Origin of the sequence: Corynebacterium sp. HMSC077D03, from assembly GCF_001808545.1 — a bacterium.
Taxonomy (GTDB): domain Bacteria; phylum Actinomycetota; class Actinomycetes; order Mycobacteriales; family Mycobacteriaceae; genus Corynebacterium; species Corynebacterium simulans.
The window spans coordinates 128412-144761 of the sequence record NZ_KV793706.1; the positions used below are offsets into that span (position 1 = coordinate 128412).

General features: G+C 57.7%; 11 protein-coding genes. 8 read left to right on the forward strand and 3 right to left on the reverse strand.

From position 1 onward, the window contains the following. Window positions 1–64 precede the first annotated feature (64 nt). Window positions 65–271 carry a 5-oxoproline transporter, DUF979 family subunit gene (locus tag HMPREF2888_RS11070; protein WP_061922916.1) on the forward strand — a complete coding sequence of 69 codons (207 nt, stop codon included), beginning with the start codon at window positions 65–67 and terminating at the stop codon, window positions 269–271. Between the two features lie 83 nt (window positions 272–354). Continuing rightward, a complete protein-coding gene (locus HMPREF2888_RS11075; RefSeq protein ID WP_062038728.1) occupies window positions 355–1116 on the forward strand; it encodes an SDR family oxidoreductase in 762 nt (253 codons plus the stop codon). Here the strand turns inward: HMPREF2888_RS11075 and dhaM are convergent. From dhaM to dhaK, 3 genes are read right to left on the reverse strand one after another with little or no spacing between them, the layout of a single operon-like run. Continuing rightward, window positions 1113–1808 carry a dihydroxyacetone kinase phosphoryl donor subunit DhaM gene (dhaM, locus tag HMPREF2888_RS11080; RefSeq protein ID WP_061922923.1) on the reverse strand — a complete coding sequence of 232 codons (696 nt, stop codon included), beginning with the start codon at window positions 1806–1808 and terminating at the stop codon, window positions 1113–1115. The genes HMPREF2888_RS11075 and dhaM overlap by 4 nt on opposite strands. Window positions 1809–1811: 3 nt before the next feature. Then, on the reverse strand, window positions 1812–2420 hold the full coding sequence (gene dhaL / locus HMPREF2888_RS11085) for a dihydroxyacetone kinase subunit DhaL (protein WP_061923631.1): 609 nt from the start codon (window positions 2418–2420) through the stop codon (window positions 1812–1814). Window positions 2421–2466: 46 nt separating this feature from the next. After that, window positions 2467–3468, reverse strand: a complete 1002-nt coding sequence (gene dhaK / locus HMPREF2888_RS11090) for a dihydroxyacetone kinase subunit DhaK (RefSeq protein ID WP_061922926.1) — start codon at window positions 3466–3468, stop codon at window positions 2467–2469. A 225-nt stretch (window positions 3469–3693) separates the two neighbouring features. Here dhaK and HMPREF2888_RS11095 point away from each other — a divergent pair, with 225 nt between their 5' ends. The 6 genes from HMPREF2888_RS11095 (at window position 3694) to HMPREF2888_RS11125 (ending at window position 16349) form a co-directional block, all read left to right on the forward strand. Continuing rightward, window positions 3694–5265 carry a hypothetical protein gene (locus HMPREF2888_RS11095; protein ID WP_062040418.1) on the forward strand — a complete coding sequence of 524 codons (1572 nt, stop codon included), beginning with the start codon at window positions 3694–3696 and terminating at the stop codon, window positions 5263–5265. Between the two features lie 82 nt (window positions 5266–5347). Then, the gene (locus HMPREF2888_RS11100; protein WP_070518862.1) at window positions 5348–10291 is read left to right on the forward strand and encodes a DEAD/DEAH box helicase; all 4944 of its coding nucleotides are present in this window, start codon (window positions 5348–5350) and stop codon (window positions 10289–10291) included. A 2-nt stretch (window positions 10292–10293) separates the two neighbouring features. Continuing rightward, the gene (locus tag HMPREF2888_RS11105; protein ID WP_070518784.1) at window positions 10294–12906 is read left to right on the forward strand and encodes an AAA family ATPase; all 2613 of its coding nucleotides are present in this window, start codon (window positions 10294–10296) and stop codon (window positions 12904–12906) included. Continuing rightward, window positions 12890–14056, forward strand: a complete 1167-nt coding sequence (locus HMPREF2888_RS11110) for a 5-methylcytosine restriction system specificity protein McrC (RefSeq protein ID WP_062040412.1) — start codon at window positions 12890–12892, stop codon at window positions 14054–14056. Before HMPREF2888_RS11105 ends, HMPREF2888_RS11110 begins: the two co-directional genes overlap by 17 nt. 294 nt (window positions 14057–14350) lie before the next feature. Further along, complete coding sequence (locus HMPREF2888_RS11120) at window positions 14351–15352, forward strand: GIY-YIG nuclease family protein (RefSeq protein WP_070518785.1); 1002 nt, start codon at window positions 14351–14353, stop codon at window positions 15350–15352. Between the two features lie 70 nt (window positions 15353–15422). Further along, window positions 15423–16349 carry a YwiC-like family protein gene (locus tag HMPREF2888_RS11125; RefSeq protein ID WP_070518786.1) on the forward strand — a complete coding sequence of 309 codons (927 nt, stop codon included), beginning with the start codon at window positions 15423–15425 and terminating at the stop codon, window positions 16347–16349. Window position 16350: the final 1 nt, after the last annotated feature.

A 16350-nucleotide genomic window follows, 5' to 3' on the forward strand; every position in this document is an offset into this window, starting at 1 on the left:
CAGAGACATCCCCACAGCCCGGGAGGCCGCAGCGGCCTAGCCCCTACAAGCCCCGAAGCCGATTGTGCAGGAAGCCCTGCTCTGGAGCGTCATCGCGTACTGCTCGAGCAACGCGCTGTTCACCGTGGTCATGGGCAACGCCTTCGCCGCGTTCCCCATCATGACCGCTGCAATCGGCTGGCCAGTCCTCGTTGAGAACTTCAACGGAAACCCCACCGCCATCATCATGCTGGTGTCCATCACAATCATGATGCGAGTATTCGCCTTCTAGCGAGCCAAAGTTACAAAAGAAAACAAGAGACAAAAGCCTATAAAACTCTTCCCTGTGACCTAGGAAACAGTTAGCATTGCGGAATGAAGTCGATTTTTATCTCCGGCGGCTGCGGCGGCTTCGGTCTCGCCGTAGCCCATATTTTCCGCAATGAAGGCTACATCGTTGGATTGGGCGATCTTCGCCCACCAGCCGACGAATCCATCCTCGGTGAGGGCATCACCTTCTACGAGCTCGATGTCACCAAACCAGAGTCCTGGGACGCTGCCCTATCCGAGTTCACCAAACTCACCGGCGGCAGGCTCGACATCCTCGACAACAACGCCGGCATCATCGACTCCGCCACCATCGCGGAAAGCGAACCCGCGCGCATCCGCGCCGTCATCGACGTCAACGCACTAGGCGTCACCCTCGGCGCACGCGCTGCTTACCCCTATCTGAAGAAGACCCCCGGCTCACAGCTGATCAACATCGCCTCCATCGCCGGTTGCTACGGCATCCCCGACGTCGGCGTCTACGCCGCCACCAAGGCCTATGTCCAGTCCATGACTGAAACCCTCGACCTCGAGTGGCGGCGCGACAAAATCCGCGTGCTCGACATCAACCCCCTATGGGCAAAGACGCCCATCTCCGACGTCAAGTCCAAGACGGTCACACGCCTCGGCGTAAACCTCACGCCAGACGACGTCGCGCAAGCCATCTGGCGCGCCGCCAACCCCAAGAACCGCTGGGACAAAGGCCGCCTCCACTGGGGCGTCGGCGCCCAAGACAAAGCAGCCCGCGTAGCCCGCAACATGGTGCCCGACCGCGTAGCCAAGGTCATCTACCAGGTGCTGTCAACCTAGTTATCGAGACCATCCGCAATAGCATCAGCGATTTTGTCGACAATCGGCTTATCCGCTGAATCACCGATGATCGTCACGGTGTCGCCCTGCGCGGCGCCCAAGGACATCAGCATCATGGCGGAATCGGCATCAGCTCGGTCGTCATCGAATGCAATGACAATGTCGCCACTTGCCTCCGCGGCCATCTCAGCCACCTTCGCTGCAGGGCGTGCATGGAGACCAGCAGCATCAGCCACGGTTGCCGACCGTGAGTATGCATCGCCGTCTGCGACGTCTGCCTTGCGTTCCGCCACTTTCTTTGGCACGAACACCTCGATGGCGCGCTCGGCAGCAACAGCAACTTCGTCAAGGTCATCACCTTGCTGCGCCGCAGTAGCCGCAGCGATAGCAGCCTCCACGAGCGGTGCGTCCACGAACTTCACCGGCTCATCGTCAAGGAACTCCAGCACCGACTCAACGGTCATTGTTGCCGAGCCCAAGTCGGTGAGAACAACAACTGCGAGGCCTTCCCCGAGCAGGTCATTAATAGCCGACTCGATGAGGTCATACGAGGTTCCGATTTCACCGGACTCCAGACCACCCGCGGCTGCGATACGCACGTCAGCGGCCATCTGCCCAGCCAGCTCAGCAAGGCCTTCGGCCAGCTTGGCTGAGTGCGAAACTAGGACCAAGCCCACTTTCGGTTCTGCCATGCCCTAACCCTCCTTTACAGCAGAAGCAGCGTCAGCAGCTGCAGCAATAAACAGCGCGGTCGAAGCAGCACCTGGATCCTTATGGCCAACAGAGCGCTCACCCAAGTAGGAAGCACGGCCCTTGGTAGCAACGAGTGGAATGGTTGCCTCGGCGCCTTCGGCTGCGGCATCGGCTGCCGCGCGCAGAACGTCGGCAACTCCCGCACCGGCATCAGCCTGCTCGCGGGCAGCACGCGCCGCCGGCGCCCACGCATCAACCATGGTCTTCTCCCCTTCGGCGGCCTTACCACGGGTGGTGATGCCCTCGAGTGCCGCCTCAATGAGCGCGGCCGCGCCAGCGCCATCAAGCGCTTCACCGCCGACTGACTTAGCAGCGCGCAGGAATGCAGTTCCCAAAAGCGGACCAGATGCGCCGCCGACGGTGGACATCAAGGTCTTGGCCGTCAGCTTCAGCACATCCACGATGCTTTCCGAGGCATCTGCTTCGAGCTTTTCCACGACCGCGCGGAAACCACGGTCCACGTTTTCACCATGGTCACTATCGCCGATGACGCGGTCGAGCTCAATAAGCTCCTCCCGGTGCTCGTGGGCTTGTTCGGCACAACCTTTCATCCAAGCCAGGGCCCATTCGGTGTTCAAAGTTTCAACAGAAGTCACTTTATTCTCCTTGGCGTAGTGCGGCGGTATGGCATGGTGCGTCGAACAGCTCGATGTCTTCATCGTCGGCGCGCATGACCGTGACAGAGCAGCCCGCCATGTCGAGGCTGGTGACGAAGTTACCTACGAGGGAGCGTTCAATGGTCACGCCCGCTTCTTCTAGGCGCTGAGCTACTCGGCGGTAGACCACGTAGAGCTCCGATGCCGGGGTGGCACCCATGCCATTGACGACGACGATGGTTCGCTCGCCTTCTGCCAACTTCAGGTCGGCAAGAATCGGCTCCATGAGATGATCAGTGACATCGTCCGCGGAGACCAACGGGATCTCCTTGCGGCCCGGCTCGCCGTGGATACCGACGCCGAGCTCCACCTCATCATCTGCGAGGTCAAAGGAAGGCTTGCCCACGTGCGGCACGGTGCAAGCGCTCAGTGCTGCGCCCATGGTCGCGGTGTTCTCCACGACCTTCTTCGCCACTGCCGTGACAGCAGCTAGATCATCACCGCGCTCAGCGGCTGCACCTGCCAGCTTCTCCACGAGCAGCGTGCCCGCCACACCGCGACGGCCTGCAGTGTAGGTGGAATCCTCCACCGCCACGTCATCATCCACGATTACCTGGCTGACCTCAATGTCATCGAACTCCGCCAACTCAGCCGCGGTATCGAAATTGAGGACATCGCCGGTGTAGTTCTTCACGATGTAAAGCACACCCGCACCCGCATGGACCTCGTCGGTCGCCGCCTGGATCGCATCCGGCGTCGGCGACGTAAACATCGCGCCTGGCACCGCGGCATCCAACATGCCGTGGCCCACGAAGCCTGCGTGGAGCGGCTCATGTCCCGAGCCACCACCAGAGACAATCGCAACCTTGCCCTGTTCCTTCTTCTGCGCACGCGCCACAAACAGCGGCTCAGTAAAGCGCTTGACGATGTCGCCGTGTGCCAGCGCGAAGCCCTCCACAGACTCCGCCACTACGTTCTCCGGTGAGTTGATGAGCTTTTTCATCACGTATCTCCTTGGGATGTCGAATTAACCCAATTTCACTGGTTATAACAGTGCCGAGCCTACACGCGGATCCGCATAGATGAACGCAAACTTAAGAAAATGGAGACGCCGAAAATACCCGTCTACAAATCAAAAAATATTCCCAGCTCACTACGTCGAATTTCGACATAACACTCGAGAGTACACAGCCCCGCTGCCGCGGATGCATGGATAGACTCTGGTGTCATGAATGCCTTCACGCCCGCCCTTGCGGCCTTCCTGGACAGTTCAAGCCCCATCGATCTGCTTCAGTGGGTCTCTGCGATCCTGTCCCTGGATGACGATTTCTCGCAAAAGCCTGCCGAGTTCTTTGAAGCCATGTGGGATAACCCCGCCCCAGAGACGACCGCGGTACTCTGGGCCGCCGCCCTGCTGGATGAAGATAAAGAGCGCGTAAAGCTCCATCGCGCTGAGCTCGCCCGGCGCGATGACTTACCGCAGGAACCGACCTGGCTTGCTCACCTTGAGCAAGCCAGCGTAGTCAACGTCATCGAGGCTACGCAGTACTACGGGGATGTCCATTACTACACTCTCGAGCTATCCGTCCCGCACTCTGCGCCCCTGACGGTGAATGTCTCCATTGACCTAGCAGGCGGCAATGGCTCGATTTATGACTGTTTCCTCACCGAGGCCAATGCACAGCAGGTTATGGAGATCATGTCCAAGGATGAGTCCATGGAGAGCTTCGGCCCTACGAGCCAGGAGGGCCTGGCCGATTTCCTCAGCAACGCCATCTGGCTAGATGAGATCACAGTCGACGACGGCCCTGGTGAAAGCTGGCCTACCACCCGTCCGCTGCTGCGCTGGGTGCTCTCGCTACTAGATAATGTCCCTGCTACTGTCTCCAGTCCCGGTATCATCGGCCGCCGTATTCGTCTTGAAGAAGGCGATAATTCCGAAACTGAAGAAACATTGGCCGCCTTCCTGGATGCCGTTCCGCTTAAGAAGGAGGAGGCCGATGCTACCGAGACGCTACTCAGCATCACAGCCAATTACACCATGGCCGACCTCTACCACTGGTCCCCACTACGTGTGGAAAAAGCTCTGACCCTCGTAGCCCGCAAAGTCATAGCCCGTGACTCGTTCCTCCGGTGCTTCCCACGCGTCCTCACCAAGTTCGTCACCTGGACCGGCGAAGTCGCAGGACGCCCCGCCCACATCCAAAGGCAGCTCGACTCAGCACTAAAGGAAGAAGGAAAGCGCTTCCGCAGGGAACTCCAAGCACAATCCGACTTCGGTTCCTATGGCTACGGCCCAGATGCCATCGGCCTCGGCCCTGGCATGCCCGACCCCGAGACCTCCCGCTTCGACGCACAGCTCGACGATTCCCCTCTCCCCTCCGAGGACACCAAACTCAGCGCCCTAGCCCCAGACGTTATCGCTGGTGTAAAGCAATGGGACGCACTTATCACCGAGTGGTTTAACGATCACCCAGAGATCGATCCGGAACTGCTAACATCCACTCGCCGGCTCCTGAGCGCCCTAGCCCACGACAAGCCGAAGCAATTTAGCTCGACCAACGCCACAGTGGAGCGCAGCGTCGCCGCACTTCTAATCGCGGTCTCCGAGATCAACGCCGTGCCATTCGTAGTCGCCCAGATCCAACGTGACTTCGATTTACGCACCAGCCCCCGCTCGCGTGCCGATACCCTCCACAACTATCTTTACGATGCCGCCATCCACTCCGGCCGCCCCTTGAGCGGCTACCTCATCTCTCAAACACGACAGAGCATGATGAGGAATGCAGGGCTCTACTAATGGCTCAAGTCATCCACCCCGGCTGCACAACATCGCCACCATTTGGAAGTGGAGAACTCATGTGTAGTCCATAATGGACACCATGTCTGCTTTCGGTGAAGTCCTAGCCCAGCTCCGTGAAAATCAGCCTCAAGGCTCGTACGGCATTAAGTTCGAAAAGTTAATGGTCAACTACTTCCGAACCGATCCCGTCCTCCAGGAGCAGTTCTCGGAAGTCAGCCGTTGGAGCGATTGGGAGTTCAACGGCGGTAAGCAAGACACCGGCATCGACCTCGTTGCCCGGCGCGCCGATGACGACGCGTGGGTTGCCATCCAGTGCAAGTTCTACAAGCCGGATACCTATATCCAGAAGCGTCACCTTGATTCCTTCTTTGAGGCATCCGGACACTCGTTTACTACAGACAAGGGCACAGAATCCTTCGCACAGCGGATCATCATCTCCACGTCGGAGCGATGGTCAAAGAATGCTGAGGAGATGCTGGAGCACCAGCTCATCCCAACCAACCGTATCGGCACGGCAGCGATTGCAGAATCCCCTATCGACTGGGATGTGACCTTCCCGGGTTCTGAGATCGAAATTAACCTCACCCGGCGCGAGGTTTTCTCCCCGCGCCCGCACCAGCAAGAAGCGATCTCGAAGGCTATCGCAGGCTTTGAAACACACGACCGTGGAAAGCTCATCATGGCGTGCGGTACGGGAAAGACGTTTACCGCCCTGCGTCTGGCGGAGCGCTTCGCGGAGCTCAACGGCAACAAGGCCCGCGTCCTCTTCCTCGTTCCCTCCATCTCCTTGCTCTCGCAGACGTTAAAAGAATGGACCGCACAGAACCAGGAGCACCTGCCGCTGAAGTCCTACGCAGTCTGTTCGGATACGAAGGTCTCCAAGAAGGCTGAAGACATTGCCTCCTATGACTTGGAGGTTCCGGTCTCTACCAACGGCAAGAACATTGCCGAGCGCACCGCGCAGGGCAAGCGTCGTGCCGGTATCAACGTCATCTTCTCCACGTACCAGTCCATTGAGGCCATTCACGAGGCCCAGGAACTCGGCATGGACGACTTCGATCTCGTCATCTGCGATGAAGCTCACCGCACCACCGGCGTCACCCTCGCCGGGGAGGATGCCTCCAACTTCGTGAAGATTCACGACGAAAAATACATCAAGGCTAGCAAGCGTCTCTACATGACCGCGACTCCCCGCCTGTTCGATGACAACATAAAGGGCAAGGCCGCTGAGCATTCCGCGGAGCTTGCCTCCATGGATGACGAGGCCATCTACGGCCCCGAGTTCTACCGCCTCGGCTTCGGCGAGGCCGTGGACAAGGGTCTACTCACCGACTACAAGGTTCTCGTCATGACCGTCGAGGAAGACATCGCCGCCGACGTCCTCGCCGCCAACCCCACCAACGAAATCAACCTCACCACTGCCTCTGCCATGATCGGCGCGTGGAACGGACTCGCGAAGCGTTCGGGTGCCGAGCAAGACACCAAGTCCGGCTTTGAAGCGAACGCCCAACCCATGCGCCGCACCGTTGCCTTCGCCAAGGACATCAAGGCCTCGAAGACCATCCAAGAGACCTTCCCCACGCTCATCCGCCAGTACCAAGAGCAGCTCAAGGACCACGCCGCAACCAACGACGTCAGCCTGCTCAACATCGATCTTCAGGTCGCCGTCGAGCACGTCGATGGCACCATGAACGCCCTAGAGCGCGGCAATAAGATCTCGTGGCTTGAGTCCTCCATCCCCGAGGACGAGACCCGCATCCTCACCAACGCCCGCTGTCTGTCCGAGGGAGTCGACGTCCCCGCCCTCGATAGCGTCATCTTCTTCCACCCGCGCAATTCCATGGTCGACGTCGTCCAGTCCGTCGGCCGCGTCATGCGCAAAGCCGAGGGCAAGGACTACGGCTATATCATCCTGCCCGTCGCCATCCCGCCGGGAGTCTCCCCGTCCCAGGCCCTCAATGACAACACGCGCTTCCGCGTGGTCTGGCAGATCCTCAACGCCCTGCGCGCCCACGATGACCGCTTCAACGCCAAGGTCAACTCGATTGCGCTCAACGAGAAGGTCGAGCTTCCCATCGATGTTCAGCCCGTGCCGAACCCGAAGCCAGACGACAAGCCTGCCGACGACGATCCGGCCACGGCCAAGAAGAAACTCAATGCTTCCGATGACTCCCCGACCGGCCAGTCCGAAACTTCCAGCGAGCAGGAACTCACCGCGGAGCAGATGACGCTGTTCTCTCTCGAGGCCTGGCAGGAGGCCATGTACGTCAAGCTGGTCGACAAGGTCGGTACGCGTACTTATTGGGAAGACTGGGCTGACGATGTCGCCACTATCGCCGAAGCACAGATCGCGCGCATCAAGGCGCTTATCAATGCGGCGGATGACACGATCCGCAAGGAATTCGAGGTCTTCATCGAGGGACTACGCGGTAACCTCAACGACTCGATTACCGAGGACGAAGCGATCAGCATGCTCTCTCAGCACCTGATCACCGCCCCGGTCTTCAATGCGCTATTCACCGAGCACGACTTCGCCGCGCACAACCCGGTCGCCCGCGTCATGCAGCGCATGGTCGACGCGCTCTCGGACGCCAAGCTCGAATCCGAGACCGAATCCCTCACCAAGTTCTACGAGTCGGTCCGCATCCGCGCCTCCGAGGTCTCCTCCGCTTCCGGCAAGCAGCAAGTGATCAAGGACCTATACGAACGATTCTTCCGCAAAGCCTTCAAGAAACAGTCCGAGGCCCTCGGCATCGTTTACACCCCAGTTGAGATCGTCGACTTCATCCTTCGCTCCGCCGATCAAATCTCCCGCTGGCACTTCGGCAAGGGCCTTACCGACGAAGGCGTCCACATTCTCGACCCCTTCACCGGCACCGGCACGTTCATGGTTCGCCTCCTCCAGTCTGGTCTCATCGAACCCGACGACCTCACCCGCAAGTACGCGACCGAGCTCCACGCCACTGAGATCATGTTGCTCGCCTACTACGTCGCCGCGGTCAACATCGAGACCACCTACAACGCACTCCAGGCCGAACGCGCCCAACGCAATGGCGAACCCGAGCCCGAGTACGTCCCCTTCGACGGCATCGCTCTTGCCGATACCTTCCAAATCCATGAGGAAGGCGACATCCTCGACCTCAAGGTCTTCAAGGAAAACAACGCCGCCATCCAACGGCAAATCGATGCTCCTATCAATATCATCGTCGGTAACCCGCCCTACTCCGTGGGCCAGACGAGTGCGAACGATAACAACCAAAACCTCAAGTATCCGACTCTTGACAAGCGAATCGAAGAGACTTTTGCAGCGAACTCAAGTGCTCAGCTTAAGAACTCTCTGTACGACTCCTATCTACGTGCATTCCGCTGGTCCATAGACCGACTCGGTACACACGGTGTCATGGCTTTTGTATCCAACGGCGGATGGATCGATGGCAACACCGCTGACGGAGTTCGGTTGTCTCTTGACGATGAACTCAGCGACATTTACGTGTACAACCTTCGTGGTAACCAACGTACAGTCGGCGAACAGTCCCGCAAAGAAGGCGGCAAGGTATTCGGTTCCGGCAGCCGTAATACCGTTGCCATCATTATCGCCGTTAAACGTGAAATCCCCGACGATGTGTGTATCCACTACCGCGATATTGGCGACTACCTCAGTGCCGACGAAAAACTTGCGATTGTTGATCGCTCCACGCTCGATAATGTCGATTGGCAAATTATTGAGCCCAATATTTACGGGGACTGGCTCAATCAGCGCGATGAGGACTTCGAGACGTGGCCTGTTTTAGGCGACAAGAAGTCAGATGAGGTTCCAGCAATCTTCAAAAATTTCTCTGCAGGTTTAAAGACTAACCGTGACAGTTGGGTGTATCGCTTCAGCCAACGTGATCTCGAAACTGATGTACAAGGCTCGATTGAGTTTTTCAATTCTCTCAGTTCAAAAGCTGAGATTGATCCGAAGCGGATCAAGTGGTCTTCGAAGTTAGATTCTCTACTCGTATCCAGGCGCATACTAACGTTTGACCGCACAAGCCTCCGAGAGGTGATGTATCGACCTTTTAACCGGCAGCATTGCTACTTCAACCGAGAACTAAATGACAGGACTGGTCGCCTCCCGTCGATGTTCCCGACACAACAACACCACAACATTGGATACGTAACCACCAGTCCAGGCGATAGCGTGCCACTGGGGACGCTGGCGACGAAGATCATGCCTGATCTTCACACCCTCGCGACTTCACAGTTCTTCTCGCGTTTCACCTGGGAACCTGTGGACGCTGAAGATGGTGGGTTGTTCGGCGAAGGGGCGTCGATAAGCGAAGGCGAGTCCTCGATGTATGGGCAGGTCGGTGAGGTCGTTGCGGGGTATGTGCGCAAGGACAACATCACCGATGAGATCAAGGCGCTCTACCGCGACGCCCTGGGGGCGGATGTCACTTCTGACGATATCTTCCACTTTGTCTACGGCAAGCTGCACGACCCGAACTATCGGGAGATATACGCGGGGGATTTGAAGAAGATGCTGCCGCATATCGAAACGCCGACGTTGCGGGCGCGGTTCGACCAGCTGGCTGCCGCCGGGCGGGAGCTCATGGATCTGCATGTGAACTACGAGGACGTGGAGCCGTGGCCAGTGACGGTGGATGTGAAGGCATCGGCAGACGAGTCCGACCGCGAGACTTGGCGCGTGCAAAAGATGAAGTGGGCGAAGAAGAAGGATTCGGAGACGGGTAAGAACGTCAACGACGTTACGACTCTCGTCTACAACAAGTCTGTGACGGTGCGCGACATCCCGGCGGAGGCGGACGAATACATGCTCGGCTCGCGGTCCGCGCTGGCGTGGATTATTGACCGGTACCAGGTGAAGAAAGACAAGGCATCGGGAATCGTCAACGACCCCAACGACTGGGCTGACGAGGTGGGAAATCCACAGTACATCGTGGACCTCATCGCGAAGGTCACGCGCGTGGCGGTGGAGACCGTGAGGATTGTTGAAAGTATTCGAGAGGATGATGAGTAGAGATGAGCTCGCAGATCTATACCTGGAAGTCCATGCTGCCGGTCGTACTTGAGGTCGCTGCGGATGGAAAGCCCCATCATCGCAGCGAGTACAAAGAGGCTGTTCGCCTCGTCTCCGAAAGGGATTTTGGAGACGAGGCGTACCGCAAGTTAGCAACTAAGCTCGCCTACGAAGATCGCGCTGGATGGGCCATTTGGGAGCTGCGTCACTCCGGGTTACTCGCCGATGTTGAACGCGCCGTAACGCAAATTACGCCTGAAGGCATCCAATGGCTCAAGGACAATCCCTATCCGCTGAGCCGCGAACAACAGCGAGAGTTTGTGAAGATGCGTGACCGTGTTCTCGAAGCGAAGGGGACGATCGAAAAATCCTCGTCTGATGACGATTCCGACGAGCCCGAAACAAGCGATGATTACGTCTGGGTTCTCCGCGCTGGCAAAGATGGCGTACGTGAAAAGCGTGCCCTTCAAGAAAACCTCGGTCTACCGGGCTTGTACTACAGCGAAGAGGTAGAAAATGCCGAGACCCTTGACGAGATCAAAAAGGCCATGCGGGCCACCTATCCCGAGTGGAAGCGCGGCCAGATCAATACCCAGGCAGGGCAACTTTACCGCTTCCGCACGAAGCTCCAAGTGGGCGACATCGTTCTTATGCCGAGCAACCATGTCCATGGTGCGGTGTACCACGGTACGGTCACTGGTCCTGTCACCATTGACCGCAGCGAACCTGACGTCGAGGCTCATCTTCGCGTTCCGATCGAGTGGAGTGACGAACCATTCCGCCGCGATGAATTAGGAATCGATCTGCGTCGCTCCATCACCAGCTTGCTGACGATCTCACAGGTGAAAAGGAACAACGCACACGAGCGCTTTTTGTCGGTCATCGACGGTTCTGGGGACCCGGACTTCAACGTGCAGGATTTCTCCCCAGCAGAGTCGTTCACGCTCGACTGGATTGGCTTCAATCGCGAATTCGCAGAGCGACTTCTGCCTTATCGTCATAATCGCACAGCGCTGCTGGATACACTTCGCGAGGCTGCACGGCTATCGGAGCGCCCATCGCTGTTCAATATGCTGTGGGAATGGTCAACTGAAAACGGTAAAGAGGAGGCCACGGATATCGATCCGTTCACGGTCTATGCCCTCATCAACCGCTCACTCACGATGTCCAACAAGGAAGCTATCTATCGAGGGCTCAAGGAAGCGTTCGATATCAGCGCCGAGGTTCCCTCCTCCGTGGACGGACTGCCCGTGCGCAATAGCTTGTCAGCGCGCTTTGAATCGAAAAACAGCGACCCCGGCAATACTTCCTTCTACGACGACATTTGGGAGCTCTTCGAGGCGGCGCTTCGCTTCAACCCGCGCGAAAAGCACGGGCACTCCCGTGGTGACTTCATCAACGCTTACGACACGGCGGTCAAAGACCGCTCGCAGGTTGCATACACCATGGGGTTGTTCTGGATTCGCCCTGAAACATTCATGGCGCTCGATCGACGCAACGCCGACTTTCTCAAGTCCGAAGATGGGATGGGGATCGACATAATCGGTACCGTCACGGATGGCGCGTCCTATCTCGCCGCGCTGTCCGATGTCTCCGACTGGCTAGCGGATTCAACCATCGATCCGCCGACATTTGCTGGTTTATCGGCCACTGCATTCCAATTTGCTCAAACTGAAGAGGAAACTCCGGCCAAATCAGAACCCGAGGAGATCGCGGAGGGCGCCCAAGAAACATACTCCGTGCAAAATATTCTCGATGCTGGATGTTTCCTCAACCGAAAACAGCTGGAAACCATTCTCCGACGCTGGCGTGAGAAGAAGAACCTCATTCTGCAAGGCCCACCAGGAACCGGCAAGACGTGGCTTGGTCGCAAGCTCGCCTACGCCATGCTCGAGGATTCCTCGGATGAGACAATTACTGCGGTGCAGTTCCACCCATCAACTTCTTATGAGGACTTCATCGAAGGGTTCCGCCCTGCCAGTGACGGCCACCTCGAACTCCAGCCGGGCCCATTCCTTAAGGCTGTGAGAGCCGCCAGTGACGACGAGGGCCGTAAGCACTTCATCATCATCGAGGAAATTAACCGCGGAAACCCGGCACAGATTTTTGGCGAGATGCTCACGCTCCTTGAAGCCGACAAACGCAACGCCGAAAGTGCACTGACGACGATTTACTCACCAGACAGCGAGCCAATCTTTCTCCCCGAAAATCTCTACGTAATTGGCACGATGAACCAGGCGGACCGATCCCTCGCGATGGTCGACATGGCTCTGCGCCGACGCTTCGCATTCGTCGACCTCCATCCACAGTTCAATGAACGATGGCTCCATTTCTGTTCTACTGAATGTGGATACGACCGCGAGACACTCGCGACCATCGGTATGAAGCTCGCGGCGCTCAACGACCGTATTGCTAACGACGTGAATCTGGGGAGCGACTACGGGGTAGGCCATAGCTTCGTGACGCCACGAAAGTCGTCGAAGCCTTTGAGTGGAGACGAGACGCGCAAGTGGTTCGACGCGATTATCGACACCGATCTAGCTCCGCTGCTGCGCGAATACTGGTACGATCAGCCCGACGTTTTGGAGGATGCACTCCGTGAACTTCGAGCCTGACGATTCTCCGGGAAGCATCAGCAAGCACGTGCCCATGTGCAGTGTGTGGCTACTGCAGCTTTATGCCTCTGAGGCATACCGACGTGGGGTCATCACCGACGCCGCGGTCGATGCTGCAGATGCTGAGTTGCCGGTCTTGCTCACCACCATGCTGTGTGAGGCAGTCGAGCGTCGTCTCACCCGTGAGCTCAGCGTCGGATTCAGCCGTCGTGCCGCAACCCTCCACCGCGTGCGCGGCAAGATCGACGTCTATGCCACACAGCGACACAGGCTGCTCGACAAGGGACAGATTCGGTGTGAGTTTAACGAGCTGACCAGCGACCACCCCGTCAACCGTTACCTACTTCGGGCCGTGCGTTACGCAGAAAAGCTCATCCAACAGCTGGATCCCGCGATGGCGACACGGTGTCGTCGCTTGGCGCGTTCTTTCGAAGCAGTCGGGGTGCCGTTTGTTTCGTCGGCGTCAGAACCCACCGGCCGACTCTCCCCTGCCGATGTCCACCCCACGGCCGTAGCTTCGTTGCTGCTCAATCTCTTTGTTCCGCGTTCCGGCCTGGGTCCGCACGCGTTCGCCCGTGCAGAGGTCACCGAAACATACTTGCGTGCGCTCTTCGAGCGGGCGCTGCTCGGAATCTACCGCTACCACCTCACGCCCGTGGGATGGACAGTGAGTGGAGCCCGGTATATGAACTGGCCTCTCAATTCACCGACACAAGCACAACTTCCGCGAATGCTCACGGACATCATGCTCACTGCACCAGATGGCACCGAAGTCATCGTCGACGCCAAGTTCGCATCTATGGCAACGAGCAACCGCACAAACACGGGATACACTCTCAAGTCTGGGCACCTCTATCAAATCCAGTCTTACGTGCTTGCACACGCAGCAGCACTTGCTGAGACGGGAGAAGCCCGGCCGGTCGCAGGCGCGATGGTTTATGCAGCTCTGGGGGCACCGACAGCAGCTTTTGACCGGCGTCAACATTTTCGTATTCATGGCCACGATTTTGCGTTTACGGCTCTAGACCTGAGTGGTCGCGCAAGCACGGTGCGGGATGGTACGCTTGCTGCGCTTGGAGTAGAAGTCCCCATAGCATCGGCAGCTCACGCAGCGCTTTATGCTGTGAGTCCAGCTGAACCTACTTCTTAAGCCCAGCGCAGTGCATCGCGATGTCAGGTCCGAGAATTTTCCATAGCTTTCGTAGCGGGCAGGCTGCCATCTCCGAGTGCCGAGAGCGCGGGGCGGCTTCTTCGACGGTGCGGCCGTCGCCACGCCCCGCAAGGACCTGCCGAATCAGCTCCGACAGACAAATCTGTTCGGGGCCTGCGATCGTGCGATTAACTTCGCTGGGACGATTCAGTCAACCGATCTATCGGCAATAGAATTATTTAAGGAAGAACTCTGTAACAACAGCTTCCGAATTTACGCGTAAAGAGGCTTTCTATGACCATCAATTTAGCTTTTCAGCGCTGGGAGATTGATTCCGCGGCTTCGCTGGCACCGTTGTTTGGAAGGTCGTGTCAGCGTGGGATTTACATTATCGAGTTCGCTAATGGTGAACGTTATGTGGGCAAAACGATTCACATGCCTACGCGGTTTCGTACTCATGCTCATGGCTCCAAGCATCATCCAGCATGGCCGGATATCGCGGCGGTGCAATTCGCTCAGGTACGGGAAGAACCCTTGGATCCGCTTGAGCAGGAGACGATCAGAGCCCAAATCCACGCGGGGTACGAGCTGCGCAACCGAACATTCAACCTGGGGTCGCAGACTCCGGCGCCGCTTGACTATGAGTTCAGTGTCGAGGAACAGCATCACTGGATTCAACGCACCGGGAACCGCGATTCCTTCGATTTCAGCGCTGTTCAGCTTCCACAGCGTTTTCGCCGTACAAAGGTCGAAAAGGTCGCTAACCGCAGAGCTTTTGAGGCCATACTGACTGACTTGGCGTTTGCTCTCACCGAGATTGTTCCTCTCGCACCGGAGACGGAACTGAAGTACTGGACGTTGAGCGACCTGCCATCGACAAACTCCAACTCGCGTTACTGCGCGCTAAATACTGGCGTTATCGAATCCCTCGTGCTGTTGAAGCCAGACCGCCGCGGCGAGCACATTCGCAATGAGTTCGAAGACGGTTTCGGCTACATCAATACGTTCACTGACGTGCTGGATTTTCAGCAACACAGTAGTGACGTAGTGAAGTACACCGATAGTTCCTTCCCCGTGGTGTTGATGCACCACGAGTACAACCTTGTTGAAACTGTCGGTGTTTACTACCCGCTTGGGAAGCTAGCAGACATTATGCGAGCTGAGCCTGAGCTCCTCGAGGCAGCAAGAGCGTTCGCCATCGAGAACATGCGTCATCGCAATGGCGGATTGTTTCGCCGTTTCCACAGCAAGGCCCTAACGAACAAGGTGTACCGCCAGATCAAAGTCGGGCAATAAAATTCACACACAGCCAATGGTGCTATATTCGCTCTATCATCCAAAAGTTTGATATTGCGAAAGGGTTCCTGTGTCCCCAAAGCACGGCATTACTCCGTGGCGTCCCAACCAACATGGTGCGTGGGCGATGCTTATTGCACCAGCCGTGGCAGTAACCGTGCCAGCGCTGCACCACTTCGCTAACGCAGCTTCCGCTTCTTCCTTCGGCTCCACGCTCAGCTCTTCGCCCAGTCCAGGCTGGCGTGCGGCGCTGACCGTATTCGCAATCCTCATTGCATGGTTCTTCGGATACTTCTGTTTCTTTGCACTGTCCCTAGTGGCCAAGGCCCGCACACCTCAGCGGCGTCGCGGCTACACCAAGCCGCTTTATGTTTATGGGCCAATCGCCTGCCTGGCAATGGTAGCCTCACTTTTCCTACAGCCAGCCTTAATTGTTTGGGCACTGTTCTTTATGCCCCTCATGACCATCGCACTCTGGGAGACCTTCCATGGCCGGCCGCGTTCCATGGCGAGCGGGATTGCCACCACGGTTGCCTCAGCGCTCCTCGCGCCTGTCATAACGATGGCGACTTATGCAACCCGTTTCAGCGACATCGATAGCAGGGCCTGGCTCAGCTTCGCCTTCCTAGCGCTGTATTTCTCCGGCACGGTCCCACTGGTGAAGTCCATGGTGCGTGAGCGGAAGACACCAGGCTTTACGCAGTTCTCCGTCCTCTTCCACGCCGGCTGCGCCATTGCCTTCGCGGCCATAGTCGTAGCACTGCTGACCACGCAGTTCCTCAACATCTTTACCGCCAGCGGGTTTAGCGCCTCCGGCCATCACATCATCTGGCAGGCAGGTCTCATGGAACTCGTGCTCATCGTGGCAGCCCTTCGCGCCTGGTGGATTCCCTTCACCGCCGCCCATGGCCAGACTTGGACTGCCAAGCGCATCGGAATGTGGGAGATGCCGCTCGTTGTGGTTTCGGCGCTCATCGTGATGGTTACTTTGTGGTGAG